Annotated in this window: 24 protein-coding genes and 2 pseudogenes; 16 read left to right on the forward strand and 10 right to left on the reverse strand. The window is 68.7% G+C overall.

Annotation, left to right across the window (positions count from 1 at the left end; all coding sequences use genetic code 11):
• Window positions 1-3 precede the first annotated feature (3 nt).
• From ACFXHE_RS16780 to ACFXHE_RS16805, 6 genes and pseudogenes are all read left to right on the forward strand, one after another.
• Entirely contained in the window at window positions 4-1,431 is a 1,428-nt protein-coding gene (locus ACFXHE_RS16780) for a sugar ABC transporter permease (protein WP_379383910.1), read from the forward strand.
• A 25-nt stretch (window positions 1,432-1,456) separates the two neighbouring features.
• The gene (locus tag ACFXHE_RS16785) at window positions 1,457-2,608 is read left to right on the forward strand and encodes an ROK family protein (RefSeq protein WP_379383912.1); all 1,152 of its coding nucleotides are present in this window, start codon (window positions 1,457-1,459) and stop codon (window positions 2,606-2,608) included.
• A 77-nt stretch (window positions 2,609-2,685) separates the two neighbouring features.
• On the forward strand, window positions 2,686-3,399 hold the full coding sequence (locus tag ACFXHE_RS16790) for a PIG-L deacetylase family protein (protein ID WP_379383914.1): 714 nt from the start codon (window positions 2,686-2,688) through the stop codon (window positions 3,397-3,399).
• Window positions 3,400-3,514: 115 nt separating this feature from the next.
• Window positions 3,515-4,678 (forward strand): glycosyltransferase, encoded by a 1,164-nt coding sequence (locus ACFXHE_RS16795; protein WP_379383916.1) that lies wholly within the window; start codon window positions 3,515-3,517, stop codon window positions 4,676-4,678.
• Window positions 4,679-4,790: 112 nt separating this feature from the next.
• Entirely contained in the window at window positions 4,791-4,982 is a 192-nt protein-coding gene (locus tag ACFXHE_RS16800) for a DUF3046 domain-containing protein (protein ID WP_379383918.1), read from the forward strand.
• Between the two features lie 16 nt (window positions 4,983-4,998).
• Window positions 4,999-5,364 (forward strand): annotated as a pseudogene (locus tag ACFXHE_RS16805) (phosphotransferase); the annotation flags it as partial.
• A 16-nt stretch (window positions 5,365-5,380) separates the two neighbouring features.
• Here ACFXHE_RS16805 and ACFXHE_RS16810 read toward each other — a convergent pair.
• Complete coding sequence (locus tag ACFXHE_RS16810; protein ID WP_379383920.1) at window positions 5,381-5,902, reverse strand: CGNR zinc finger domain-containing protein; 522 nt, start codon at window positions 5,900-5,902, stop codon at window positions 5,381-5,383.
• Window positions 5,903-6,056: 154 nt separating this feature from the next.
• Here ACFXHE_RS16810 and ACFXHE_RS16815 point away from each other — a divergent pair, with 154 nt between their 5' ends.
• The 3 genes from ACFXHE_RS16815 (at window position 6,057) to ACFXHE_RS16825 (ending at window position 8,231) form a co-directional block, all read left to right on the forward strand.
• A complete protein-coding gene (locus ACFXHE_RS16815) occupies window positions 6,057-6,509 on the forward strand; it encodes a VOC family protein (RefSeq protein WP_379383922.1) in 453 nt (150 codons plus the stop codon).
• Window positions 6,510-6,739: 230 nt separating this feature from the next.
• A complete protein-coding gene (locus ACFXHE_RS16820; protein WP_379384184.1) occupies window positions 6,740-7,621 on the forward strand; it encodes a pyridoxamine 5'-phosphate oxidase family protein in 882 nt (293 codons plus the stop codon).
• Window positions 7,622-7,778: 157 nt separating this feature from the next.
• Window positions 7,779-8,231 (forward strand): nuclear transport factor 2 family protein, encoded by a 453-nt coding sequence (locus ACFXHE_RS16825; protein ID WP_379383924.1) that lies wholly within the window; start codon window positions 7,779-7,781, stop codon window positions 8,229-8,231.
• Between the two features lie 80 nt (window positions 8,232-8,311).
• On the opposite strand, the gene ACFXHE_RS16830 is transcribed toward ACFXHE_RS16825, so the two are convergent.
• Window positions 8,312-9,724, reverse strand: a complete 1,413-nt coding sequence (locus tag ACFXHE_RS16830; RefSeq protein WP_379383926.1) for an MFS transporter — start codon at window positions 9,722-9,724, stop codon at window positions 8,312-8,314.
• A gap of 94 nt (window positions 9,725-9,818) precedes the next feature.
• On the opposite strand from ACFXHE_RS16830, the gene ACFXHE_RS16835 reads away from it, so the two are divergent.
• The 4 genes and pseudogenes from ACFXHE_RS16835 to ACFXHE_RS16850 all read left to right on the forward strand — a co-directional run bounded on the left by ACFXHE_RS16835 (window position 9,819) and on the right by ACFXHE_RS16850 (window position 14,446).
• The gene (locus ACFXHE_RS16835) at window positions 9,819-10,841 is read left to right on the forward strand and encodes an Lrp/AsnC family transcriptional regulator (RefSeq protein ID WP_379383928.1); all 1,023 of its coding nucleotides are present in this window, start codon (window positions 9,819-9,821) and stop codon (window positions 10,839-10,841) included.
• Window positions 10,842-11,002: 161 nt separating this feature from the next.
• Complete coding sequence (gene recA, locus ACFXHE_RS16840; RefSeq protein ID WP_354839607.1) at window positions 11,003-12,037, forward strand: recombinase RecA; 1,035 nt, start codon at window positions 11,003-11,005, stop codon at window positions 12,035-12,037.
• 1,242 nt (window positions 12,038-13,279) lie between these two features.
• Window positions 13,280-13,792, forward strand: a pseudogene (gene recX / locus ACFXHE_RS16845) (recombination regulator RecX); the annotation flags it as partial.
• A gap of 369 nt (window positions 13,793-14,161) precedes the next feature.
• On the forward strand, window positions 14,162-14,446 hold the full coding sequence (locus tag ACFXHE_RS16850) for a hypothetical protein (RefSeq protein ID WP_379384186.1): 285 nt from the start codon (window positions 14,162-14,164) through the stop codon (window positions 14,444-14,446).
• 33 nt (window positions 14,447-14,479) lie between these two features.
• Here the strand turns inward: ACFXHE_RS16850 and ACFXHE_RS16855 are convergent, their stop codons facing one another.
• The 7 genes from ACFXHE_RS16855 to ACFXHE_RS16885 all read right to left on the reverse strand — a co-directional run bounded on the left by ACFXHE_RS16855 (window position 14,480) and on the right by ACFXHE_RS16885 (window position 19,444).
• The gene (locus ACFXHE_RS16855) at window positions 14,480-15,013 is read right to left on the reverse strand and encodes a DoxX family protein (protein WP_379383930.1); all 534 of its coding nucleotides are present in this window, start codon (window positions 15,011-15,013) and stop codon (window positions 14,480-14,482) included.
• A 155-nt stretch (window positions 15,014-15,168) separates the two neighbouring features.
• Window positions 15,169-15,669, reverse strand: a complete 501-nt coding sequence (locus tag ACFXHE_RS16860; protein ID WP_379383932.1) for an HAD domain-containing protein — start codon at window positions 15,667-15,669, stop codon at window positions 15,169-15,171.
• Window positions 15,670-15,753: 84 nt separating this feature from the next.
• On the reverse strand, window positions 15,754-16,029 hold the full coding sequence (locus tag ACFXHE_RS16865; RefSeq protein ID WP_379383934.1) for a hypothetical protein: 276 nt from the start codon (window positions 16,027-16,029) through the stop codon (window positions 15,754-15,756).
• Window positions 16,030-16,139: 110 nt separating this feature from the next.
• On the reverse strand, window positions 16,140-17,072 hold the full coding sequence (locus ACFXHE_RS16870) for an amino acid ABC transporter permease (RefSeq protein ID WP_379383935.1): 933 nt from the start codon (window positions 17,070-17,072) through the stop codon (window positions 16,140-16,142).
• Window positions 17,069-17,749: an amino acid ABC transporter permease gene (locus ACFXHE_RS16875; protein WP_379383937.1), complete on the reverse strand. Its 681-nt coding sequence runs from the start codon at window positions 17,747-17,749 to the stop codon at window positions 17,069-17,071. Before ACFXHE_RS16875 ends, ACFXHE_RS16870 begins: the two co-directional genes overlap by 4 nt.
• A gap of 81 nt (window positions 17,750-17,830) precedes the next feature.
• Window positions 17,831-18,664 carry a glutamate ABC transporter substrate-binding protein gene (locus ACFXHE_RS16880; RefSeq protein WP_354839620.1) on the reverse strand — a complete coding sequence of 278 codons (834 nt, stop codon included), beginning with the start codon at window positions 18,662-18,664 and terminating at the stop codon, window positions 17,831-17,833.
• Between the two features lie 51 nt (window positions 18,665-18,715).
• Entirely contained in the window at window positions 18,716-19,444 is a 729-nt protein-coding gene (locus ACFXHE_RS16885) for an amino acid ABC transporter ATP-binding protein (RefSeq protein WP_379384188.1), read from the reverse strand.
• 189 nt (window positions 19,445-19,633) lie between these two features.
• On the opposite strand from ACFXHE_RS16885, the gene miaB reads away from it, so the two are divergent.
• Both miaB and ACFXHE_RS16895 read left to right on the forward strand, forming a co-directional pair.
• The gene (miaB, locus tag ACFXHE_RS16890; protein ID WP_379383939.1) at window positions 19,634-21,271 is read left to right on the forward strand and encodes a tRNA (N6-isopentenyl adenosine(37)-C2)-methylthiotransferase MiaB; all 1,638 of its coding nucleotides are present in this window, start codon (window positions 19,634-19,636) and stop codon (window positions 21,269-21,271) included.
• Between the two features lie 316 nt (window positions 21,272-21,587).
• A complete protein-coding gene (locus ACFXHE_RS16895; protein WP_354839743.1) occupies window positions 21,588-22,169 on the forward strand; it encodes a hypothetical protein in 582 nt (193 codons plus the stop codon).
• 69 nt (window positions 22,170-22,238) lie between these two features.
• On the opposite strand, the gene ACFXHE_RS16900 is transcribed toward ACFXHE_RS16895, so the two are convergent.
• On the reverse strand, window positions 22,239-23,645 hold the full coding sequence (locus ACFXHE_RS16900; protein WP_379383941.1) for an MFS transporter: 1,407 nt from the start codon (window positions 23,643-23,645) through the stop codon (window positions 22,239-22,241).
• A 95-nt stretch (window positions 23,646-23,740) separates the two neighbouring features.
• On the opposite strand from ACFXHE_RS16900, the gene ACFXHE_RS16905 reads away from it, so the two are divergent.
• Entirely contained in the window at window positions 23,741-24,754 is a 1,014-nt protein-coding gene (locus ACFXHE_RS16905) for a GlxA family transcriptional regulator (protein WP_379383943.1), read from the forward strand.
• The last annotated feature ends 102 nt before the right edge of the window (window positions 24,755-24,856 follow it).

The raw sequence follows: 24,856 nt of genomic DNA on the forward strand, positions 1-24,856 counted from the left end.
GCTATGACCAATGTTTCGGAATCGGCGGCGGCCGAACCGGGTACCGCCATCACCGACTTCGGGATCGACACCACGACCCGGTCGACGCGAGAAGCCGTGCGCGACTACGCGGCCCGGCTGCGCGCCGGGGATATCGGGTCCCTGCCCGCGATCCTGGGCCTGATCGCGCTGGTGGTGTTGTTCTCGCTGATGTCGGATGTGTTCTTCTCGCTCAACAATATTGCGAACCTGCTGGCGCAGGGGGCGGGGCAGACCATCATCGCCATCGGGATCGTGTTCGTGCTGCTGATCGGGGAGATCGATCTGTCGGCGGGCACGGCGTCCGGGGTGGCGGGGGCGGTGCTGGCCATGCACTACGTCGACAACGGGAACCTGTTGACCGGCATGGGATCCACGGTGTTCTTCGTGTTCAACGCCATGCTGGTGCTGGCCGCGATCCTGGCGGGGCTGCTGCGGATCTGGCCGGGGGTGGCGTTCTCGGTGCTGGGGATCGTGCTGACGGTCATCGGGTTTCAGGCGAATCCGTGGATCGAGATGCTGCTCGCGGTGTGTGTGGGCGCGGCCATCGGATGCATCACCGGGTTCCTGATCGCGAAGATCGGGATGCCGTCGTTCGTGGTGACGCTGGCGCTGTTCCTGGCGTGGCAGGGGGTGATCCTGCAGCTCATCGGCGAGGGCGGGGTGCTGGGGATCAATTCCTCGCACGTGCTCAACGCGGTGGCGAACGGGAATCTGTCCACGGCCGGGAGCTGGGTGCTGTGCGTGGTGGCGGCCGGTGGCTATGCGGCGGTCACGCTGGGCGGGCATCTGCGGCGCCGGCGTCGCGGGCTGGTCACGTCGCCGACGCCGCTGGTGGTGGCGAAAGTGGTGGCGCTCAGCGGATTCGCGATCGTGGTGACGGCGCTGCTCACGGTGAATCGTTCACCCAGCAAGCTGATCGTGATCTCCGGTGTGCCGTATGTGGTTCCGATCGTGCTGGTGCTGCTGATCGCGGGGACCTATGTGCTGACCCGCACCACCTACGGCCGTCACATCTATGCCGTCGGCGGGAACCTGGAGGCGGCCCGGCGTGCGGGCATCAACGTAACCCAGTTGCGGGCAAGTGTTTTCGTCATCTGCTCGGCCTGCGCGGCGGTCGGCGCCATCGTCTACTCCTCGAAGGTCGGCTCGGTCGATCCGCAGGCGGGCGGGCTCAACACCCTGCTGTTCGCGGTCGGCGCGGCCGTGATCGGTGGCACCTCCCTGTTCGGCGGCCGGGGCCGGGTGGCCGACGCGGTGATCGGCGGCGCGGTACTGGCCGTGGTTTCGAACGGGCTGGGCCTGCTGCGACAGCCCGCGGCCGTGGTGTCCATCGTGACCGGGCTGGTGCTGCTGCTCGCCGCGACCGTCGACGCGCTCTCGAGACGGCGCGTGGCGATTACGGGCCGTTGAGCCGCGCAATGGTATTACCGAGTCCATGACCGTCGCCCGACCGGACGAGGTGCGCCGGTTCAACCGGTCGAGCCTCCTGCGGCTGCTACACATCGGAGGCCCCGCCACCCGGGCGGCGCTGGCGGTCGAGCTCGGGCTCAATCGGTCCACCATCAAGATGCTCGTCGACGGGCTCGCCGAGGACGGGGTGGTGGAGGAGAAGGTGCCACGGCTGGCGCGCGGCGCCGGACGGCCCTCGCTGCTGGTGCTGCCGCAACCACAGGCGGCGGTGGTGCTGGCGGTGGATGTGCAGGTCGAGCACGTGGGGATCGCGCTGGTCGGCTTCGGCGGGCAGGTCATGGGACGCAACAGCTGGAATCTGCGTGGGCGGCAACGGGAACCGGACGAGGTGATCACCCACGTCGCGGAATCGGCGGCCATGCTCGCGGAGGATCTGGGCCTGCGGCCGGTGGCGGCGGGCGTGTGCGTTCCCGGTGTGGTGCGGCGCGCGGACGGCCTGGTGCACAATGCCGCCAACCTGCGCTGGGGTGAGGTGGCGCTGGGACAGCGGCTGCACGCGGTGCTGGACCTGCCCGTCACCGTCGGCAACGACGCCGAATTCGGTGCGCTCGCAGAGCATGCCAGGGGTGTCGGGCGCACGGCCGCCGATGCGGTCTTCGTCTCCGCCGATGTCGGGGTCGGCGGCGGGCTCATCGCGCAGCGCGCGCTGCTGCGCGGATCCGCGGGGTATCTCGGCGAGATCGGCCACATGACGGTGCGGCCGGGCGGGCGAAAGTGCTACTGCGGCAACGAAGGCTGCTGGGAGACCGAGGTGGGCGAGGCCGCGCTGTGCCGCGCCCTCGGCATGCCCGAGCACGGCCCGCGCGGGGCGATCGTCGCCGAACTCCGTGAGCTGCAGGGTGATTGGGAAGCCAGGCTCGCGGATTACCTCGACTGGATGACCCTGGGCCTGGTCAATGTCGTCAATATCCTCGGGCCCGAACTGGTGGTGCTCGGCGACCTCTTCACCGCGCTCCCCGAACCGGCCATCACCCGGGTCCGTGATCAGGTCCACCGCCGCAGCATGGTGAGCCGCGCCTTCGGCGGGGTTCGCATCGAAAAGTCGCGTCTGGGCCCGGATCTGAAGCTGCTCGGGGCGGCGGAAGCGGCCTTCGAGGGCGTACTCGCCATGCTGTGACGCCCCGGCGTGGCGGTGGGGTGCGAAGTTCGCGTCGGCCATGTGTGGGCGGTGGCGGCTGGTGTTGAATGCAGGACATGGAGCAGCTTCCCGAGGACTGGCAGCGCGGGATCGTCATTGCCGCGCATCCCGATGACATCGAATACGGTGCGGCCGCCGCGGTCGCGCGCTGGACCAGGCAGGGCAAGGACATTCGCTACGTGCTGGTCAGCAGTGGCGAGGCGGGGATCGCGGGGCTGCCGCCGGCCGAGTGCGGGCCGCTGCGGGAGGACGAGGAGCGGGCCTCGGCCAAGATCGTCGGCGTCAGCGAGGTGGAATTCCTCGGGCACCCGGACGGGCGGATCGAGGAATCCCTGGCCCTGCGCCGGGATCTGGCCGCGGCCATCCGCCGCCACCGCCCGGACATGGTGGTGCTGTTCAACTTCGGCGACACCTGGGCCCGCGGCTACGCCAACTCCGCCGACCACCGCGCCGTCGGCCGCGCCGCCCTGGACGCCGTGTCCGACGCGGGCAACGAATGGATCCACCCCGAGCTCGCCGAGCTGCCCGCCTGGTCGCCACGCTGGGCCGCCGTCTACGGCGTCCCGGACGGCAGCCACGGGCTCGACGTCACCGACACCTTCGAGACCGCCGTCGAATCCCTCACCGCCCACCGCCGCTACCTCGAGGCCCTCAGCCCCGACCCGGCCGAAACCCAGGCCCGCGCCGTCCTGGAAATGACCGCCGGCCCCAAGGAGGGCGTCCCCGGTGCCCACGCCCTGACCTTCGAGCTCTACCACTTCGCGGGCTGAGCGGCCGGGCCCGACGGCCGGTCCCAGCGCCGGGCGCGCTGGTGGTCGAGTGACACGGGCCACCACAGTGGGTGAAGGTGCCGGGGGCGTCGGTCGGGTGTGGCACCCTGGGGCCGTGCGAGTAGCGGTGGTGGCCGGGCCTGATCCGGGGCATGCGTTTCCGGCGATGGCGTTGTGTCAGCGGTTGCTGGCCGCGGGCGATGAGCCGGTGCTGTTCACCAGCCCGCGGTGGTTCGACGCGGCCAGGGAGGCCGGGATCGGGGTGCGGCGGCTGAAGGGCCTCGCACCCCGGGCCGAGGACGACGACAGTGACGCGGGCGCCAGGATTCATCAGAGGGCCGCGCATATTTCGACCGAGATCCTGCCCGATCTGAGCGCCATGCTGCCGGAACTGGTGGTGTCGGACGTGCTCACCGTCGGGGGCGGGATGGCGGCGGAGCGGTTGCGGCTGCCCTGGGTGGAGCTGTCACCGCACCCGCTGTACCTGCCGTCGAAGGGCTTGCCGCCCATCGGGAGTGGGCTCGCCGCGGGGGAGGGCATGCGCGGGCGCGCCCGGGACTCGGTCCTGCGCGGGCTGACGTCGCGGGCCATCCGGCGCGGGGAACTGCAACGCGAGCAGGCCCGCGCCAGTATCGGCCTGCCACCGGAGGACCCGGGCCCGACCGCCCGCCTGGTCGCCACCCTGCCCGCCCTCGAGGTGCCGCGCCCCGACTGGCCGGACAATGCGCACCTCGTCGGCCCGCTGCTCTGGGAGCCGACCGACCACATCCTGGATCTACCGCCCGGTGACGCCCCCCTGGTCATGGTCGCCCCCTCGACCGCCCAGACCGGTACGGCGGGCCTGGCCGACATTGCCCTCGAGGCGCTCGAAGGCGCAGGCGTCCGGGTCGCCGTCTCCATGCTCGACACCCCGCCCGCCGACCTCCCATCCTGGGCCACAGCCGGTTTGGGCCGCCAGGACGAGATCCTGCGCCACACCTCGGTCGTGATCGGCGGCGGCGGCCACGGCCTGCTCGCCAAATCCCTGCTGGCCGGCGTCCCCATCGTCACCGTCCCCGGCGGCGGCGACCAGTGGGAACTCGCCAATCGCGCCGCCCGCCAGGGCAGTTCGATCCTGGTCCGCCCCGTTACCCCCGAAGCCGTCCGCGACGCCGTCAAACGCATCCTCGACGACCCCGCCTACACCGCCGCCGCCCACTCCGCCGCCACCGGCATCACCGTGGTCACCGACCCGGTCGAAATCTGCCACGCCGCCGTCGAATCCCCACCCACCGCCTGACTTTCGCTCGCGACGCCGGTTGGTAGTACACCGTGAGGCGGTTGTCGGAGGCGGGTGGGTGGCTGTGGCTGGGTTTGGCCCGGGTGCGGGGCGGTGGCGTAGGCTCGCGGCCGTGCGGTTGACGGAGTTCCAGGAGCTGTTGCATACCGAGTTCGGGACGGCGCGGGGAGACGTGCTGCTGACCGATCATGTACTGCCGTCCATCGGGCGGACGGGGGCCCAGGCCATCGAGGCGGGGGTGGATCCACGCGACGTGTGGCGGGCGCTGTGCGCGGAATTCGACGTGCCGAAGTCGCGATGGTGAGCAGATCCGCGTGAGGCTGCGGCTACCGCCGCGCGTGGCGCAGCTGCTCGGGCCGAATCCAGCGTGGTCGGACGATCACGAGGGGCTCAGTGGCGGGGTCGTCCGGGCCAATGGAACGTACTGGGCCGAACGGCCCGAGGCCGAGGATCTCGTTGTGGCGCACGGTGATTACACGCCGCCGAATGTGCTGGCGGGTGGGATTCTCATCGATGTGGGCCGGTTGGGGGTCGCGGACCGCTACCGCGATCTGGCGTTGGCCGCACGGGATCTCGCCGATGATTTCGGAGTCGGCGAGGTGGAGGCCTTCTTCGCCGCCTACGGCCTGCCCGATCCCGATCCTGCGCGGCTGGCCTACTACCGCCTGCTCGACGAATTGTTCTGAGCCGCAGCGGGTTCGCCTACTCCGCCTGCGTCTTCTTCGCATAGTGCCGGGTGGCCTTGGCGCGGTTGCCGCAGGCCGCCATGGAATGCCAGCGGCGGGTGCCGTTCTTCGAGGTGTCCAGGAAGTACAGGATGCACTGCGGGTGCGCGCACTGCTTGATGCGGTCCGGGGTGCTCGCCAGCAGGTGGAGCAGGTTGTCGGCGGCGAGCCAGCCGGGTAGCCAGGCCGGATCGGCGACCTCGGGGAGCGCGGCCGGGCCGTCCGGGGTGAGGGCGCGGCGGATGCGGCCGTGCGCCAGGACGGTATTGAGGTCGTCGGCGGTCTCGCCGCGGACCGCGCGCAGGATCGCTTCCCGGGTTGTCACGAGCGCGTGCAGCGTCTCCTCGTCCGCGGGCAGGTCGAGGTCGTTGTCGGCCAGCCACTCGCGCAGCCCGGACACGTCGGTGAGCAGGTCCTGGGGTCCCGTCGCCGCGATCCAGCGGGTGTTGAGCAGGTCCAGGGCGAGCGGTTCACCGAGGTGGGGGCGTGGTTCTGGCACGTCTGAGGGTAACCGCCGTAGTGCGCGCATCGGCCCGACGACTCCTTTCTAACTGGCAAAACCAACTATAGGGGTTGACGTCAGGCGTTCGCCGCCGCTAATTTCTAACTAGTCAAACGAACTATGATGGTTAAAACTTCCTAAGGGGTTCCCTATGACCGCACCTGTTCTCGCGACCGGGCACATCGGCCTCAATGTCACCGACCTCGACCGCTCGGTGGACTTCTATCGCCGCGCCCTCGGTTTCGAACAGCTCGGCGCCGGCGGCGAGGGCGCCCAGCGCTTCGCCTTCCTCGGCCGCGCCGGCAAACTCCAGGTCACCCTCTGGCAGCAGAGTGACGGCGAGTTCTCCGCCAAAACCCCCGGCCTGCACCATCTCTCGTTCCAGGTCGACACCATCGACCAGGTCCGGGAGGTGGAATCCGCCCTGAAGGCCCTGAATGTCGCCTTCGCCCACGACGGCGTGGTCGCCCATGGTGAGGGCGCCTCCTCCGGCGGCATCTTCTTCATCGACCCCGACGGCATCCGCCTCGAGATCTACGCCCCCTCCGGCGCCGACCACGCCCCGGCCCCCTCCGGCGCCGCCCCTACCTGCGGCTTCTTCTGATCCGGAATACCGCCACCAGCACCAGAATTCACCCGAGAAGACCGGTCACCTGCGCAGGCGGCCCGATGGGAGCTCACATGAACGCTGTTTCGACACGCGATGCGCACCACGGCGGCAAAGCATCGGCCACGGATAAGCCCGGCGCGCAGGCCTCCGAGCCCGGATCGACCACCGACACGGTGACTGCCGGTGGCGCCATGCCGAAGGGCGGTGCCGTGCCGGCGAGCGGGATCGGCTATCACCCTGGGGAATTGGCCGTGCAGCGGCGCATGGGGCAGGAGGATATTGCTCAGCGGGTCGGGCGGATGATCCGCGCTGACATTCCGGCCGCGGCGGCGGCATTCCTGGCGGAGCAGCCGGTGATCGTGGTGGCTGCCGGGGATGACGGCGGGCGGATGTGGGCGGGGCAGTTGGTTGGGCCGCCCGGTTTCGTGTACGCCTCCGGGGAGCGGGCGATCGAGGTCGAGGCATTGCCGGTGGCCGGTGACCCGCTCGCCGAATCGCTACGTGGTGCACGGCATGTCGGCATGATCGCGTTGCAGCCGCAATTGCGGCGGCGGATGCGCGTCAATGGCGTGATCGCACCCACCGCGACCGGGCTGCACATCGATACCGAGCAGGTGTATTCGAACTGCCCGAAGTACATCTCTCGCCGCGGCATCGAGGGGTGGGCGACGGGCGGGGCTCCCACGGTGCGCCGGACCAGCGCGCTGGACGAGTCCCAGCGGCAGCTCATCGCCCACGCCGACGCGTTCTTCATCGCGTCCGCCGATGTCGACGGCAATGCCGACGCGTCCCATCGCGGCGGCAATCCCGGCTTCCTGCAGGTGCTTTCCCCGACCCGCCTGCGTTGGCCCGACTACCGTGGCAACTCCATGTTCATGACCCTCGGCAATATCGCCGCCGACCCGCGCTGCGGCCTCCTGATTCCCGACTGGCGCACCGGCACCACCCTGCAACTCACCGGTACCGCCGAGATCACCTGGGAGGAAGCCGCTTTCACGGCCGGTGCCCAATGCGCCATCGACTTCACCGTCACCGAAGTCGTCGAAATCGCGAACGCAACACCCTTGCGCTGGAGCGAACCCGAGCTGTCCCCGGCCAATCCCTAGCCGGTACCGTGCGCGTCCGCCGTGCTGCCCGGCAACTCCGTCCTCGGTCATCGACTCCGCCTGCATCCAGCGGTCCTGCACCCATCCGCCCCCTCGCGCCGTGCCGCGTACCGGCGAGGCGCCCAGCCCACCCGCACCGAATCGAAAGGTCTCCTTCATGCGTCCTCCGCTGCCTCCCTTCGACCTCGAATCCGCCAAGCTCAAAGTCCGCGCTGCCGAAAACGCCTGGAACACGCGCGATCCCGAGACGGTCGCCCAGGCGTACACCGAGGACTCCGTCTGGCGTAACCGCGACGAATTCCTTACTGGCCGCGCCGAAATCGTCGATTTCCTGAAGCGCAAGTGGGCCAAGGAGAACGGCTACGCCCTGCGCAAGGACCTGTGGTCCTTCACCGAGAATCGCATCGCCGTTCGCTTCCAATACGAATGGCACGACGACGAGGGCCAGTGGCACCGCAGCTACGGCAACGAGCTCTGGGAATTCGCCCCCGACGGCCGTATGTCCCGCCGCGAGGCCAGCATCAACGACGTCCCTATCGCCGAGTCCGACCGCCGCATCTTCGGCCCCCGCACCCCCGGCGAGGACGCCCTGGGCTTCCCCCTTCGGTGACAACAAGATCAGGGAGCTCTCACTGCGGGGAATTCGGGGGCGAATTCCACCGTGAGAGCTCCCTGATCTTGATTTCCCGGTCAGGCGACCGCCGCGGGCTGGGGCGGGGCGAGGGCAGGGGTCTCGGGGGTGGGGCGGGAGGCGCGGGTGTAGAGGGCGAAAACCACTGCTGCTGAGACGATTCCGAAGATGCCCGCAGTGAGCGTCGCCGAGTTCAGGCCGTCCACGAAGCCGTGAGTCATCGGGTGCGCATCGCTCGTATTGCGGAAGACGGTGCCCAGCACCGCGACTCCCAGCGCCAGGCCCAGCTGCCGCGCGGTGTTGATCGCACCGGCGGCGGTGCCGCTCTGACGCGGCGGGACCGCGGCCATGCCTACCGCCATCAGCGGCGGAGCCATCACACCCACGCCGACACCGATCACCAGGAAGCCGGGAATGGCGGCGGTCCAGGAGGATCCGGAGTCGATGAGGGTCAGCAGAGAGCTGCCCGCGCCGATCGACAGCAGGCCGCCGCCGATCGTCCACTTCGGCGCTACCTCGTGCAGGAACCGGCCGAAGATGCCCGAGGTCAGGAAGGCGCACACCGACATCGGCAGCATCGACAGCCCGGCCCGCAGCGGGGTCAGGTGCAGGTACTGCTGCAGCCACAGCGACACCAGCGGGCTGGACGCGAAGGCGGCGAAGCTCATGCCGACCGCGGCGATCAGCGTCGCGGTGAAGCCCGCACTGCGCAGCAGGGGCAGCGGCAACATCGGTGCCGCGCTGCGGGATTCGAGCACGATGAACGCGATCAGCGAGAACGCGCCGGCGATCAGTGCCACCGCCGCCCCGCGATCAACCCAGCCGTGCTCGCCGCCCCGGATGATGCCGTAGGTGACGGCTGTCGCCGCGACGGTGAAGCTCAGCATCCCGCCGATGTCGATGCGCCGGTCCTCGTGCCGCGGCGACGGCCCGAACGCCAAGGCGGACAACACGATCGCGATCGCGGCGATCGGCAGGTTGACGAAGAAGATCCACCGCCACGACAGCAGATCGGTCAGCACGCCGCCCAGCACCACGCCGATACCGGCCGCCGCACCCGAGACCGCGCCCCACGCGCTGAAGGCGATGCCGCGATCACGACCGGTATACGTGGCGTGCAGCAGCGACAGCGTGGTGGCCAGCATGGCCGCGCCGCCGATGCCCTGCGCCGCGCGCGCCGCCACCAGCACGCCCGCCGACCCGGCGACACCGCAGGCCAGGCTGGCGGCCGCGAACAGGGCCAGGCCGATCAGATAGGTGGGTTTCGCGCCGAACCGGTCGGCGAGCGAGCCGAGCATGAGCAGCAGTGCGGCCAGCGCCAGCGCGTAGCCGTCGATGACCCATTGCAGCCCGGACAGGCCGGTGCCCAGGTCGGCGGCGATGTCCGGCAGCGCCACATTCACGATGGTGACGTCGATGAGCAGCATCAGTGAGCCCAGGCACGCGGCGAAGAGGGGAAACCACTTCCGCATGAGAACCTCCAGAGAACGAACGATTTCGTCTCCAAGCATGGGATAGGCGCTTGGATCCACCTAGCTATCCCGCTCGATGCGGTAGATTCCTCCTATGTTCGAGGAAGAGCTGGATGATTCCTCCGTCCTGGACGTGCTCGACAAACAGATCGTGCACGGCCTGGTCACCGATGCGCGCATCCCGTTCGCACGGCTGGGGGCGATCCTCGGCGTCTCCGAGCAAACGGTGGCGCGGCGGTATCGGTCACTGCGCTCGCGCGGCATTATTCATGTGGCGGGCCAGGTGAACACGGTGCCGCTGGGGCAGCCGCGCTGGGTCATGCGCATCACCTCGACACCCGCCAAGACCGTCGCCCTGGCCGAATCTCTCGCGCGGGTACCGGAATTGAGCTGGGTGTCGCTGTTGACCAGTGGTTTCGAGATCATGTGCGCGGGCCGCACGCGGTCGATCGAGCGGCGGGACGAGTTGCTGCTGCGCGTGATTCCGCGCGCCAGTTCGGTGGTCGGGCTGACGGTGCACGAGGTGATGCGGCAGTTTCCGTTCCCCGAGGAGTGGCCCCGCTACGACCGGTTCTTCACCGCGGAGCAGCTGCGCGAGCTCGGCCCGCGGCCGCCGATGTGGGAGCCCGTGGGTCCGGAAACCCAGGTCACGCTGTCGCGCGAGGACGAGGCGATGATGGCCATCCTGGCTCGGGACGGGCGCGCGCCCTACGCGCGGCTGGCGGCCGCCACCGGCTGGAGCGCTACCCGGGTGGCCCGGCGGATGAGCGAGCTCATCGAGTCCGGCGTGCTCTACTTCGACCTCGACTTCGCTTTGCAGCTCATGGGTTACACCTGTCGCGCGGTGCTGTGGATGCGGGTGGATCCGGCGCGGCTGGAGGAGGTGGGCAAGACCATCTCGGAGCATTCGGAGGTCGCCTACCTGGCGGCGATCACCGGGCCGGCCAATCTGACCGCGTCGCTGGTCTGCCGGGACAATGCCCATCTGTACCGCTATGTGACCGAACGGCTCGGTGCGTTGCCCGGCATCCGGGATATCGAGGTGACGACGGCGTTGCGGGTGTTCAAACAGTCGCAGACGCTGGTCGATGCGCAGAAACTCGCGGTGCTGCCCTGATTGCCGAATGCTTGCCACCAGGTGTTTCGCGTGTCGCCCAGCGCGTCGCTTGCATCGAACACCTGTTCGTCTAAGCTCGTCGTCGGAACTTGTCGGTGCCGCCCTCTAACGTGGGCGCCAACCACAGCATGAGACACACCCGTTGAGAAGGGGATCAGACGATGGCACCACAGGCTTTCGATCGTGACAAGGCGCTCGAGCTTGCGCTCGCGCAGGTGGAGAAGAGCTTCGGCAAGGGCGCGGTCATGCGTCTGGGCGAAGAGGCGCGTCAGCCCATTTCGGTGATTCCGACCGGCTCCATCGCGCTGGATGTGGCGCTGGGCCTGGGTGGCCTGCCGCGCGGCCGCATCGTCGAGATCTACGGTCCGGAATCCTCGGGTAAGACCACCGTCGCCCTGCACGCGGTCGCCAACGCGCAGGCCGCCGGCGGTGTCGCCGCCTTCATCGACGCCGAGCACGCGCTGGATCCCGACTACGCCCGCAAGCTGGGTGTCGACACCGACGCGCTGCTGGTCTCCCAGCCGGACACCGGTGAGCAGGCCCTCGAAATCGCCGACATGCTGGTGCGTTCCGGCGCCATCGACATCATCGTCATCGACTCCGTCGCCGCCCTGGTGCCGCGCGCCGAGATCGAGGGCGAGATGGGTGACAGCCACGTCGGTCTGCAGGCCCGCCTGATGAGCCAGGCGCTGCGCAAGATGACCAGCGCGCTGAACAACTCCGGCACCACCGCCATCTTCATCAACCAGCTGCGCGAGAAGATCGGCGTCATGTTCGGCTCCCCCGAGACCACCACCGGTGGTAAGGCGCTGAAGTTCTACGCCTCGGTCCGTCTGGATGTCCGCCGTATCGAGACCCTCAAGGACGGTTCGGACGCGGTCGGTAACCGCACCCGCGTGAAGGTCGTCAAGAACAAGGTGAGCCCGCCGTTCAAGCAGGCCGAGTTCGACATTCTTTACGGCATCGGCATCTCCAAGGAGGGCTCGATCATCGACATGGGTGTCGATCAGGGCTTCATCCGCAAGTCCGGCTCCTGGTACACCTACGAGGGCGACCAGCTCGGCCAGGGCAAGGAGAACGCCCGCAAGTTCCTCCTCGAGAACACCGATGTCCGCGACGAGATCGAGAAGAAGATCAAGGAGAAGCTCGGCATCGGCGCGGACGTCACCGCCGAAGAGGCCCCCGCCGACTTCTGATCCATGACCCCTCGGGAACCCGAAGGGCCCCGGCCTGATTCGCCGGGGCCGGCTCGCCTGGACGCGGTGGAACGCCTCCGTCGCCAACTGGAGTCTTCCGCCGCCCGCAGTGCCGGCCGCCGCCCCACCGCTCCCAGGCCCCGAACCCCCGAGCCCGGCCACGACCTCTTCGGCTCCGCCGACCCCTACACCACCGGCGTCGGCACCTGGAACTACGGCCCATCCACCCCCGCCGCGTCCTATCACCCTGTCCCCGAAGACAATTCGCCGGACACCAATCACTCCACCTGGCGCACCACAGACGATGCGACCACCCCCGCCGAACCGCCCCCATCGCACCGACCGGAGCTCTCCGGTGTGTTGAACCGCCCAACCGCAGAACTGATCGCGACGGTTGCCGAGTCCGAGGATGCCGGTCGATCGCAGACGGCCGAAGCAGCTGAGAGCGCGATCGCGCCGTGGCAGCAGCGGGAGTCTGTTGCCCAGGGTGACCTAGCGCTCAAAGGCCCGAGCAGTGGGTTCTCTTCGGCCGCAACTGTTTCGGATCATGCGGCAACCGGGCCGATCGCACCCCCGACCAGCCGGGACACCACCGGGGCCGAATCGGCCGAGGCGAACGCCGCTGATTCCGCACATCTCGGTCGGGCGGCACATCACGAGGCTCGACCGAACGACCTCGACGCCGGGCCGAACTCCGGCCAGCGCCGGCTCGGTGACTGCGCGCCTGCGACTGTGGATGGGGTTGCCGGTGGTACGGCCCAGAACTCGGTCAGCGGTGCTCCGAGGGACAGGTTGGCGGCGGCGCGGGCAGCGTTGGCCGAGGCGAATGCGGTCGTGGCTGCGAAAGCGGCGGTGAGTGGGGCGAGTGCGGAGAAGCGCGGTCGTCGAAACACTCGCGGATCCGGCTCAACCTCGGTCGAGCGGGTGTCTGCGGACTCCTACGACGAGTCGGGTGAGTCGGATGAGTTCTCGGCGCGGGGGAATGGGGGAGGCGGCGCGGGTCGTGGAGCGGATTTCTCGGAACGAAGTGGCGCGCAATCGGATCGACGAGGTCGTCGGGACAGACGGCGACGTGGCGGGGATGAGCCGACCGGCGGGGACGAGCCGGGGCGTGGAGGCGAGTCGAGGGGTGGGGACGACGGCAGTCGTGGTAGTTCGGCCGATGTCGGTTCGGAAGTCTCGGCTGATCGGGGGGAGGAGTTCGGTCGGGGTGGGCGGCGGCGTGGACATGGTCGTGGGCGTTCGGAATCCGGAGGGGAGCCGGGGCGATCGGTCGGTGCCGGGGGCGGGGGGACCGAGGCGCAGGCGAAGGATGTTTGCCTGCGGTTGCTGACCGATCGGGCTCGGAGCCGGGCCGAGTTGGCGGATCGGTTGGCGGATCGGGGTTTCACTGCTGCCGTGGCGAAGCGGGTGCTGGATCGGCTGACCGAGGTCGGGCTGATCGACGATGCGGCCTTCGCGCAGCAGTGGGTACGGTCGCGGCACACCTACTCCGGTAAGGGTAAGAAGGTTCTCGCCGAGGAATTGCGGCGCAAGGGCATCGCGCCGGAGGACGCCGAACCGGCGCTCGAGTCGGTGACCGCCGAGGACGAGAATGTCCGCGCCGGGGAGCTGGTGCGCCGGAAGCTGACCACGCTGTCCCCGGATCTGGACCGCGACAAGGCGATCAGTCGCCTGGTCGCCATGCTCGCGCGCCGCGGCTACACCCCGGGCACCGCCTACGAGGTGGTGACGGGCGAACTCGCCGCGCTCGCGACGCGGCACCCCCAGGAACAGCCGCCCGATGCCCGGACCCCGTCCGCGCCCGCTCCGTCCGCCCCTGCAACGCGTACGAAGCCCACCGCATCCCGCCGCGAATTCGCCGTTGACGACACCGATTCCGCGGCCGAACTGGTCCGCACCAAGCTCCGCACCCTGTCGCCCGGACTCGACCGCGACACGGCCACCCGCCGACTGGTCGGCCTATTGGCACGTCGCGGCTACAGTCCCGGCACCGCGTATCAGGTGGTGGCCGCGGAGCTCGCAGCGTCGGGTGTACTCCACATGAGCGAGCGGACCGACGCTCATCGTGAGCAGAATTCCGACAGCCAGGACGAGAACTCCGACCGCATGGCCTCATCGCCGATGCGTCGCGCAAATGCCGGGCCGCGCGACAGGGCCGTGCTGGGCGGTCGCGCCCTCGGCGAAAGCGACTCCGAAGAGTCGGCGTCAGAGACCGGCTCGCCAGAGAACGAACAGGATCGTGCCGCCGAACTGGTGCGCGCCAAACTTCGCACCCTGCCCCGAGGCCTGGACCGCGACAAGGCCATCCGCCGTCTGGTCGGTCTCCTGGCCCGCCGCGGTTTCAGCCAATCCACCGCCTACTCGGTGGTGAAATCCGAACTGGCAGCCAACGGATTCGATGCCTGACCGCGCTCTCGGCTCGATCCGAGAACTCGGCGCCTATCCCGACCACTTGATGACCAAGGTGATCACCGCGGCCACCACGGCGAGGGCGAGGGCGGCGACGCCCCATATGACGCCGCGGCGTGCCCATGGCCGGTTGTGGTCGAGGGAGAATCGGCCCGGCCCGGCGATCGCCAGTGTCAGCGCGGCCACGGCGAACAGCAGGGCACTCTCGTAGCCCATCAGCCCGTGATGCCAGGTCACATTCATCGCGTTGATCATGGTGCCGATGGCGATCGCCGCCGCGAGCGGCGTGAACAGCCCGAGGAACAGCAGCGCGCCGCCGGTGAATTCACACAGCCCCGCCAGCGTGCCGAACACCTTGCCAGGGTGATACCCGAGCTTCTCGAACCCCGCGGTGGTCTGGTGCCAGCCCTCGCCATTGAACCACCCGAACAGTTTCTGGCTGCCGTGCACGAACAGCAACCCACCGAAGAACACCCGTAACACCAGCAGCCCCACATCGACCGCAATGGAATCGATATTCTTGCCCGGATCCTTGACGTTGCTATCGGTGACGTTGGTGGTCATGACGTCCCACTTCGTGTGATGAAGCTAGTTGATGAAACAACCTGTCTTCCGTCCCACCGAGGAATACGCGCCGGACCCTGAACCGGTTCAATCGCCCGCACGAGCGACTTCCGAGCCGGATTGACAGCCCCGTAGTCACGTCCTCACATGTGTGGTCACTGTGACCTGAAAACACCATTGACCCACTCGGTGAATACCGCGAAGTCCTTGCGCCGCAGCCCTGTCCGAGGGTCCACGCGGTACAGGAGAGCCGATCTGCCGTGCTGCGCCGACACCCACTCCCGGTCGTGGTTCCGAATCTCGTCGTCGACCCAGATGAAAGGCCGTCCCGCCGCCCACTCGACCACCGTCCGCGTTTTCCAGTGCAGTCCGAACCACTCGTCGACCTGCTCATCCGCCCGTTCCGGCCATTCCACCACCGCCAGGTCGGGCAATCCCAGCAGCGGACCGACGACCCGGTTGGCCTCGTGCGTCCACGTCGTCGCCCACACCAATTCGCAGGGGAGTGCGGACAGCAGCGGCCCGAGTGCCGGATCGAGTCGTGTCACCAGCGGGTTGGTCCCGTCCTGCCCGGTCGGTGCGTCATTCCCGGGCGGTCCGCCGAACGGCAGTAGCGGTCCGTCGATGTCGAGAAAGAGGATCGGGTAATGCGGCACGACTACAGATATGAGGGGTACCCGAGGGCGAAAACAACTGACTTCGGGATCGCGTCACAGTTGGGGATGCGGTATGTACCGAGTTCAGTGCAGGACGCCGCCCGGGCGGCGGGTGGAGAGGGCGCGGCGGGTGTGGCGGTGGTTGGTGTGGCGGAGGGTGCGGGGGGTGGCCATGTGGGGTGCGGATGGGCGGGGTGGTTTGTCGCGGCGGGAGGCCAGGAGGCGGCCGGCGGCCTCGTGGATGGCGAGCGCGCCGATGACGGCGGCGAAGGCGGTGAGGCCGGCGAGGAGGGGGGTGACGATGGTGGTCAGGAACAGCCCGAAGACGAATTCTCTTCGAGCGCTGTCGTCTTCGTTCATGAAATTCAGTATGCGAGCCGGAAGGACCTCTTGTCCGCCGGTCGGGATGCATTCCCGGAATGCCCGGTCCCGGTTCGGGAGTCATCCCCTCCGAACCGGGAACCGAGCGGTCAGTTCGACGGCGGCTGCGCTGCGTCCGCGATAGCGCCGTACGCGCTCTGGTCGGGCATGACGACATCCATGCCCGGGGGAGGGGTGACGGCGCCCGCCGCGAGCACGGCCCGGGAGCCGCGCTTGCGGGTGCGCAGCCACTTCTCGACCCGGGTGGCGATCACGGTCAGTGCGTAGTTGATGACGATCATGATGATGGCCACCACGATCAGCGACGGGATCGGATTCTTTTCCGCCGCACCGAGCTGCGTGCCTCTGCGCACGATTTCCAGATAGGTGATCTGGTAGGCCAGCGCGGAGTCCTTCAGCGCCACCACCATCTGCGAGATGAGCGCCGGCAGCATGGCGGTGACGGCCTGCGGCAGCAGAATCGTCACCATCACCTGGGTTTTGCGCATGCCCAGGGCGACGGCGGCCTCGGTCTGTCCCCGGGGCAGCGCCCGGATGCCCGAGCGCACGATCTCGGCGATGACCGATCCGTTGTAGATGGTCAGCGCCGCCACCGCGGCCGCGAGCGCCAGCTGGTCGGAGGGGAAGACATTCTGCTGGGCGAACAGGGTGAACAGGAACAGCATCAGGATCAGCACGGGAATGGCCCGAGAGATCTCCACCACCACACCGGCGAACCAGCGCACCGCGCGATGGTCCGACATTCGCAGAATGCCGAACACCATTCCGAGGATCAGCGCCAGCACGATCGACAGCGCCGCCGCCTCGAGTGTGCCGCGCAGACCCGGCAGGAGGTAGGTGCGCCAGGTATCGCCCTCGGTGAAGGGCTTCCACTTGTCGGCGGTGAACTGCCCCTTGTCGGCCAGGCCGTGATAGACGAACCAGACCGCCGCCACCGCGGCCGCGATGGCGACGACCGAGTAGACGCGGTAGCGCAGGCGCGCGCGGGGTCCCGGCGCGTCATACAACACGGACGCGGTCATCGCGCCACCTCGAATCGCTTGGCCAGCCAACCGAAGAACAGACCGGTCGGCAATGTCAGGATCACGAACCCGAGCGCGAAGATGGCGCCGACACTCAGCGGCGCCGCCTCGTTCTCGTTCATCTCCGACATGAGCAGCGCGGCCTCACCGACGCCGATGGCCGAGGCGATGGTCGAGTTCTTGGTCAGGGCGATGAACACACTGCCCAGCGGTGCGATGACCGCCCGGAACGCCTGCGGCAGCACCACGAGCCGCAGGTTCTGCCCGAAGGTGAGTCCCAGCGAACGCCCCGCCTCCGACTGCCCGAACGGCACCGTATTGATGCCCGCCCGCAGCGACTCGCACACGAAAGCCGCTGTGTAGACGCTCAATCCGACAATGGCGAAGCGAAAACTGTTCTCCGCGATGCTGTTCGGCCCCTCGGATGCCAGCCGCCACCCGAGGGTCTGGTACAGGCCCAGCGAGCAGAACACGATGATCAGCGTGAGCGGCGTATTGCGAATGATGTTGACGTACAGCGCGCCGATCCAGCGTGCGATCGGAATCGGCGACACCCGCATGGCCGCCACGATGGTGCCGAGAATCAGTGCGAAGAACGCCGAATACAGCGTCAGTTTGATCGTCACCCAGAACGCATCGAGCAGTTTGGTGTGATAGTTGGAGATCAAGTCGAACACGACTGCCCCATTCCTCCGATCGGAAGACGAAGCACGCCGGGTGATTTCGCGAGACGTGAAATCACCTGGCGCGCCCGCGAATCAGTACCGGTCGACCTTGGGCGGTTCCGGGATCTGGAAGCCGGTGCTGCCGAATTCCTTCTCCAGCGCCGCCTTCCACGCGCCGGAGGTGATCATGGCGTCGATGGCGTCGTTGATCTTGCCGCGCGATTCGGTGTCGCCCTTCTTCACGCCGATGCCGTAGTTCTCGACGGAGAAGGTCTTGCCGACCACCTTCAGCGCGCCCGGCGACTGCGCCGCGTAACCGCGCAGGATGATGTCATCGGTGGTGACCGCGTCCACCGCGCCCGACTTCAGCGCCTCGACGCACAGCGAGTAGGTGTCGTACTCCTGCAGCTGAACTTCCTTGGCGTACTTGTCCTTCACGTTCTGCGCCGGGGTGGAGCCCTTGACCGAGCACAGCTTCTTGTTGCCGGTCAGCGATTCCGGCCCGGTGACGTCGGTGTTGTCCGACCGCACCAGCAGCGACTGCCCGGTCACGAAGTACGGGCCCGCGAAGTCGACCTTCTGCTTGCGGGCGTCGGTGATGGAGTAGGTGGCGACGATGAAGTCGACCTGCCCGTTCTGGATCAGCGTCTCGCGCTGCGCCGACGGCGATTCCTTGAAGGTGATGTTCTCCGGCTTCACGCCCATCTTGTCGGCCACGTACTTGGCGACGTCGACGTCGAAACCGCTGTAGCTGCCGTCCTTGTTGAGCAGTCCCAGGCCCGGCTGGTCGAACTTGATGCCGATGGTGAGTTTGCCGTCGGCCGCGTGCTGGCTGGCGGTCTTGTTGCTGCCGCCGCCGCATGCGGTGACGGCGAGTGCCAGGGCAGCCACTCCGGCGGCGATCCGGATTGCGTGGTTGATCCTCATCGAACGTCCTGTTCTCTCGTGGAGTGCGGGGTGTTCCCTAGTGGAGTGGAGTCAGTGGGAGAGGATCTTGCCCAGGAAGTCCCTGGCGCGATCCGATTTCGGTGCGGTGAAGAAGGATTCGGGCTCGGTGTCCTCGACGATCTGGCCGTCGGCCATGAACAGCACCCGATTGCCCGCGCGCCGCGCGAAGCCCATCTCGTGAGTGACGACGAGCATGGTCATGCCGTCCTTGGCCAGCCCGACCATGACCTCGAGCACCTCGGACACCATCTCCGGGTCGAGCGCGGAGGTCGGCTCGTCGAACAGCATCACCTTGGGGTTCATGGCCAGCGCCCGCGCGATGGCCACGCGCTGCTGCTGACCGCCCGACAGCTGCGCCGGATACTTGTCGGCCTGATTGGCGATGCCCACCCGGTCGAGTAGTTCCAGTGCCCGGGCGCGCGCCTGAGCCTTGTCGACGCGCCGCACCTTCACCGGCGCCAGCATCACGTTCTCGAGAATTGTCTTGTGCGCGAACAGGTTGAACTGCTGGAACACCATCCCCACATCGGCGCGCAGCTTCGCGAGGGCCTTGCCCTCGTCGGGCAGTTTCACGCCGTCGACGGCGATCTCACCGGAGTCGATGGTCTCGAGCCGGTTGATGGTTCGGCACAGGGTCGACTTGCCGGAGCCGGAGGGCCCCACCACGATCACGACCTGCCCTTTGGGCACTTCGAGATTGATGTCACGCAACACGTGCAGCGAGCCGAAGTGCTTGTCCACATTCCGCATCGAGATCATCGGCGCGGGGGTGCTGATGGAATCGGCCACGTCGGTCATGACCAGTGACCCTAATCATGTCGTGCCCGAAATGCTCGTCTTTGCCAGGGCGGCTCGAACTGTGCCAGGACTCGACACCGCCGCGTAACCAGCGATTGATGCTGCTGAGACCACCATCGCCCGGTCGGACGATGATTCGCTGACAATTCCATGACCATCCGCCGGACCTACCCGGGCCATCACAGGTCCGCCACGAGGGCCCGGGTCACCCGGAGCGGACGGGGTTCACGGCCTGCGCCGGGCACCTATTACCCTGGTTGGGTGAATTCCCCGGCCCGGACCTACGAGGTACGCACTTACGGCTGCCAGATGAACGTGCACGACTCCGAGCGGCTCTCGGGTCTGCTCGAGGACGCCGGTTACGTCAAGGCCGTGGCCGGCGATACCGCTGACCTGGTCGTCTTCAATACCTGCGCGGTGCGCGAGAACGCCGACAACAAGCTGTACGGCACCCTCGGACACCTCGCGCCCATCAAGGCCGACCGCCCGGGCATGCAGATCGCCGTCGGCGGCTGCCTGGCGCAGAAGGACCGCGACACCGTGGTCAAGAAGGCGCCCTGGGTGGATGTGGTGTTCGGCACCCACAACATCGGCTCGCTACCGGTGCTGCTGGAGCGGGCCCGCCACAACGAGCAGGCCCAGGTCGAGATCATCGAATCGCTGGAGGCGTTCCCGTCGACGCTGCCCGCCAAGCGCGAGTCCGCGTACGCGGGCTGGGTGTCGATCTCGGTGGGCTGCAACAACACCTGCACGTTCTGCATCGTTCCGGCGCTGCGCGGCAAGGAGGTCGACCGGCGTCCAGGCGACGTGCTCGCCGAGGTGCAGGCACTGGTCGAGCAGGGCGTGCTCGAGGTGACGCTGCTGGGTCAGAACGTCAACTCCTACGGCGTCTCCTTCGCCGATCCGGAGGAGCCGCGCGACCGCGGCGCCTTCGCGAAGCTGCTGCGCGCCACCGGAAATATCGAGGGTCTCGAGCGGGTGCGCTTCACCTCCCCGCACCCGGCCGAGTTCACCGACGACGTCATCGAGGCCATGGCCGAGACGCCGAATGTCTGCCCGCAGCTGCACATGCCGCTGCAGTCCGGTTCGGACCGCGTGCTCAAGGCCATGCGCCGCTCGTACCGCAGCGCCAAGTTCCTCGGCATCATCGAGAAGGTGCGCGCGGCCATGCCGCACGCCGCCATCACCACCGACATCATCGTCGGCTTCCCGGGCGAGACCGAGGAGGACTTCCAGGCCACCCTGGATGTGGTGCGGCAGGCGCGTTTCACCAGCGCCTTCACCTTCCAGTACTCCATCCGGCCCGGCACGCCCGCGGCGACCATGCCCGATCAGCTGGCGAAGGAGGTCGTGCAGGAACGCTACGACCGGCTCATCGCGCTGCAGGAGCAGATTTCGCTGGAGGGCAATCAGGCCCTGATCGGCTCGACCGTCGAGCTGCTGGTCGCCGAGGGCGCGGGCAAGAAGAACGACAAGACCGCGCGCATGTCCGGTCGCGCCCGCGACGGCCGGCTCGTGCACTTCCGTCCGCCGGTGGATCCGGCTCCCGGCAACGAGATTCGGCCCGGCGATGTGATCACCGTCGATGTCACCGGTGCGGCACCGCACTACCTGATCGCAGACGGTGAGGTGCTCACCCACCGCCGCACCCGTGCCGGGGACGCGCACGAGCGTGGCGTCACCCCCAAGACCGCGCCGATCGGCGTCGGCCTGGGTCTGCCGAGCATCGGCGCGCCGGTCGTGGTGGAGACCGCGGCCGCGGGCTGCGGGCCGGCCTGCGGCGAGTAGTCCGGCCCGCGGCTACCGAGCCGGTCGGCGCCACCTCGGGCGGCGAATGGTGGGGTCGCTGTCAACTACACAGCGTCATAGGGCAGGATCGCTGGGGTACGTGCGAGGCATCGACCTGTCACGGGTACTCCTCGCACACCGCCTGACCACATCCCCGGCGCGGGAGCGCTAGCCGTCAGCAAGGATCTCGAGTGGTATGACCGAGCAGCAGCCCACCGGCCCGGACGAGCCTCGTGACCGGCCGGAGCATCCGGAAGACCAAGCAGCACAATCGGAACCGGCGTCGGAACGGACGCCCGAGGCGAACGAGGAGAGCATGCAGGCCGCCGAGAACAGTCAGGACTTCGAGCAGTTCCGCGCGGACCTCGAGGCCGTCGAACGCAAGATCGCCGGCGAGATCGACCCGGGCGTGCGCGCCATGGTCGTGGCCGGTTCGGTGTTCGTGCTGCTCGCCTCGCTGGTGCTGCCGCACGCGGGCAAGACCCGTGGCTTCGACGTGCTGCTGTACGACACGGTCGCCCAGGCCGACCACATCGGCCTGCCCTCGCGGGTCTTCGTCTGGTTCGTCGTGGTGTTCGGCATCGGGTTCTCGGTGCTGGCGCTCATCACCCGCCGCTGGCTGCTGGCCTGGATCGCGGTCGCGGGGTCGGCTATCGGCAGCGTGTTCGGCGTGCTGTCCATCTGGCACCGACAGACCCCGGGCCTCGGCAACTACCACGGTGCGGGCCCGGGCATCGGCCTGATCGTGGCCACCATCGCCATCGTCGTGCTGACCTTCCACTGGGTCCGGGTGGTGTGGGCGCGCACCTCCGTGCAGCTGGCCGCCGAGGAACAGCGCCGCCTGGCCGAGGCCAAGGCCGAGGAACAGCAGCGCCGCCGCCTCTTCGGCGAGGACTGAGCAATCGACCCAGGCCCGGCGGCAACCGAATGCGGTTGCCACCGGGCCTTTTTCGTACCGCTGGTGAGGTCAGGCGGCGGCGCGGTCGGGGCGGTAGGCGAGGCCGGCGACCATGGCGGCCAGGCCCGCTGCCACCATGTAGAGCCAGCCTGCGCGGAACTCGGTCATGGTGCGGTGGGCGGCGTCGCCGAGGATGGCGGTCAGGATGGCGACGCCGAGGGCGGAACTGGTCTGGCGGGCCATCATCAGGGTGCCCGAGCCGAGCGAGATCTGGTCGGCGGGCAGCAGGGTCGAGGCGCCGAACAGCGGCGGTTGCAGCAGCGCGGTGCTGGCCCCGGCCAGGATCGCGCCCGGAACCATCACCACCGCATAGGAATTCGAGAAGCCGCTGGCCAGCACCCACCAGGCGCAGCCCAGTGCGATGGCCGCCCCGCCCAGCGCCGCCGAGGCGCGCGCCCCGACCAGCGCGACGAAGCGGCCGGACAGCGGTGACAGCAGCAGGCAGCTGATCGGCATGGCCGCCACGCCCAGGCTGGCGCGCAGGGTCGAATACCGCCACTCCTCGGTCATGAACAGTGTGGCCTCCAGGATCATGGCGGCGAAGGCCAGGTAGTAGCAGAAGACGCCGAGGGTGGCGGTGCGGAACAGGCGGTGCCGCAACACGATCGGGCTCACCACCGGGTCCGGGTGGCGGCGGACGTGGCGGACGAACAGGGCCGTCAGGGCGAGGGCGGCGACCAGACAGCCCAGGGTGCCCGGGGCGGTGTAGCCCCAGTCGGTGGCCTGCACGAACACCGTGGTGAAGGCGGCCGTGGCCCCGAGGATCAGGGCCGCGCCCAGCAGATCCAGCCGCCGGTTGGCGCGCTGCTGGATATCGGGCAGCACGCGCAGCCCGAAGGCGAAGGCCACGACCGTGAACGGTACGTTCAGCAGGAAGATCCAGCGCCAGCCGGCCTGCAGCAGCAGCCCGCCGATGACCGGGCCGCTCGCGCCGCCCGCCGCGGCGATCGCGGTCCAGATGCCCATGACCGTGGCGTGCTCGCGCTTCGGGAACACCGGCAGCACCAGGCCGAGCCCGGTCGGGATGAGCAGGGCCGCGGCCGCGGCCTGCAGCACGCGGGCCACGATCAGGACGGCCAGGTTCGGGGCGAGGCCGCAGGCGATGGACGCCAGCCCGAAAAGCGCTATGCCGAGCAGGAATCCGCGCTTGCGGCCGGTGTCGTCGGCGAACCGGCCGGCCGGAACCAGCAGGGCGGCCATGACGATGGTGTACGCGTTCAACGTCCACGACACCGCGCCGGTCGAAGCGTGGCCGAAGGACTGCTGCAGCGCCGGGAAGGCGACGATGACCGCGAACAGATCCAGGATGGCCAGGTACTGGGCGATCGCGGCAATCGCCAGCACCCGCCATCGGCGCGGGTCGAGAGCCGTATCCGGTTGGGGGAGTGCGGTTGTGGCGTCGGTCGTCGTGGTCATGTCTTCGACTATGCGAAGCGGCGGCACGATCCACGAGTGGCAGGAATGCCACACTGCGCTAGATTTCTGACACGCTGCGGCGCTAGATTCGAGTCATGGAATCGACCGGTCCCGGAACCCTGGCCGTCGCCGTCGCGCCCGGCATGCCGATTTTCGAGGTGGCCATCCCGTACCAGGTCTTCTACGAGCCGCCCCTCGGCGTCGATCCCGCCGCCTGGTACGAATTCCAGCTCTGCGGCCCGCGCGACACCCAGCACGCCACGCTGCGAGATCCCTTCGTGGCCTTGACCGATCACGACTACGACGACCTGATCCGCGCCGACACCGTGATCGTCCCGTCCACCCCGAACGTTCGCGAGGACCCGCCCGCCGACCTGGTCGAGGCGGTCCGGGCCGCCTACCAGCGCGGCGCCCGCATCGCCTCCCTGTGCACCGGCGCCTTCGTGCTGGCTGCCGCGGGACTGCTCGACGGCCGCCGCATGACCACCCACTGGCGGCACATCGCCGCCCTGCGCGAGCGCCACCCCCACCTCGACATAGACCCCGGCGTCCTCTACATCGACGACGGCCGCATCCTCACCAGCGCCGGCACCATGGCCGGCATGGACCTGTGCATCCACCTGATCCGCAAGGACCTCGGCTCCCGGGCCGCCAATGCCGCCGCCCGCTATCTGGTCGTGTCCCCGCACCGCGCCGGCGGCCAGGCCCAATACCTGCGGTCCCCGGTCCCCGCCCAGCCCACCGACTCCGGCCTCGCCACCACCCTCGAATGGGCCCTCACCAACCTCGAACACCCCTTGACCGTCGCGGACCTCGCCGGCCACGCCAACCTCAGCGAGCGCACCCTGGCCCGCCGTTTCCACGCCGAACTCGGCGGCACCCCGCTCCAGTGGCTGCTCACCCAACGCCTGATCCGAGCCCGCGAACTCCTCGAACTCACCGACCTCCCCGTCGACGTCGTCGCCGCTCGCTGCGGCCTCGGCACCGCCGCCAACCTCCGCACCCACTTCAACCGCGAAGTAGGCCTCCCCCCGAGCGAATACCGCCGCTCGCACCGCCCCACCCGCCACGAGATCATCACCGAACCCGCCCCGGCCCACCTCAACTGAAGCCCTGGCCGAGGATGCCCGTGCCGGCGCACCAACCATGGTGGGCCACAACCAGATCCGGCATCGGCTCGCCGGAGGGTGTTCAGGAAGTCGACCCGACCT

Source organism: Nocardia sp. NPDC059229 (assembly GCF_042754165.1).
Taxonomy (GTDB): Bacteria; Actinomycetota; Actinomycetes; order Mycobacteriales; family Mycobacteriaceae; genus Nocardia.

Bases quoted from the DNA above. Each gene is read 5' to 3' on its own strand.
- ACFXHE_RS16785 (WP_379383912.1), top strand. From the start codon at position 1,457: ATGACCGTCGCCCGACCGGACGAGGTGCGCCGGTTCAACCGGTCGAGC.
- ACFXHE_RS16885 (WP_379384188.1), bottom strand. From the start codon at position 19,444: ATGATCTCGATGCGGAATGTGGACAAGCACTTCGGCTCGCTGCACGTG.
- ACFXHE_RS16855 (WP_379383930.1), bottom strand. From the start codon at position 15,013: ATGACCACCAACGTCACCGATAGCAACGTCAAGGATCCGGGCAAGAAT.
- ACFXHE_RS16780 (WP_379383910.1), top strand. From the start codon at position 4: ATGACCAATGTTTCGGAATCGGCGGCGGCCGAACCGGGTACCGCCATC.
- ACFXHE_RS16880 (WP_354839620.1), bottom strand. From the start codon at position 18,664: ATGAGGATCAACCACGCAATCCGGATCGCCGCCGGAGTGGCTGCCCTG.
- ACFXHE_RS16815 (WP_379383922.1), top strand. From the start codon at position 6,057: ATGACCGCACCTGTTCTCGCGACCGGGCACATCGGCCTCAATGTCACC.
- ACFXHE_RS16905 (WP_379383943.1), top strand. From the start codon at position 23,741: ATGGAATCGACCGGTCCCGGAACCCTGGCCGTCGCCGTCGCGCCCGGC.
- ACFXHE_RS16895 (WP_354839743.1), top strand. From the start codon at position 21,588: ATGCAGGCCGCCGAGAACAGTCAGGACTTCGAGCAGTTCCGCGCGGAC.
- recA (WP_354839607.1), top strand. From the start codon at position 11,003: ATGGCACCACAGGCTTTCGATCGTGACAAGGCGCTCGAGCTTGCGCTC.
- ACFXHE_RS16865 (WP_379383934.1), bottom strand. From the start codon at position 16,029: ATGAACGAAGACGACAGCGCTCGAAGAGAATTCGTCTTCGGGCTGTTC.
- ACFXHE_RS16870 (WP_379383935.1), bottom strand. From the start codon at position 17,072: ATGACCGCGTCCGTGTTGTATGACGCGCCGGGACCCCGCGCGCGCCTG.
- ACFXHE_RS16825 (WP_379383924.1), top strand. From the start codon at position 7,779: ATGCGTCCTCCGCTGCCTCCCTTCGACCTCGAATCCGCCAAGCTCAAA.
- ACFXHE_RS16900 (WP_379383941.1), bottom strand. From the start codon at position 23,645: ATGACCACGACGACCGACGCCACAACCGCACTCCCCCAACCGGATACG.
- ACFXHE_RS16830 (WP_379383926.1), bottom strand. From the start codon at position 9,724: ATGCGGAAGTGGTTTCCCCTCTTCGCCGCGTGCCTGGGCTCACTGATG.
- ACFXHE_RS16850 (WP_379384186.1), top strand. From the start codon at position 14,162: ATGCGTCGCGCAAATGCCGGGCCGCGCGACAGGGCCGTGCTGGGCGGT.
- ACFXHE_RS16790 (WP_379383914.1), top strand. From the start codon at position 2,686: ATGGAGCAGCTTCCCGAGGACTGGCAGCGCGGGATCGTCATTGCCGCG.
- ACFXHE_RS16835 (WP_379383928.1), top strand. From the start codon at position 9,819: ATGTTCGAGGAAGAGCTGGATGATTCCTCCGTCCTGGACGTGCTCGAC.
- miaB (WP_379383939.1), top strand. From the start codon at position 19,634: ATGACCATCCGCCGGACCTACCCGGGCCATCACAGGTCCGCCACGAGG.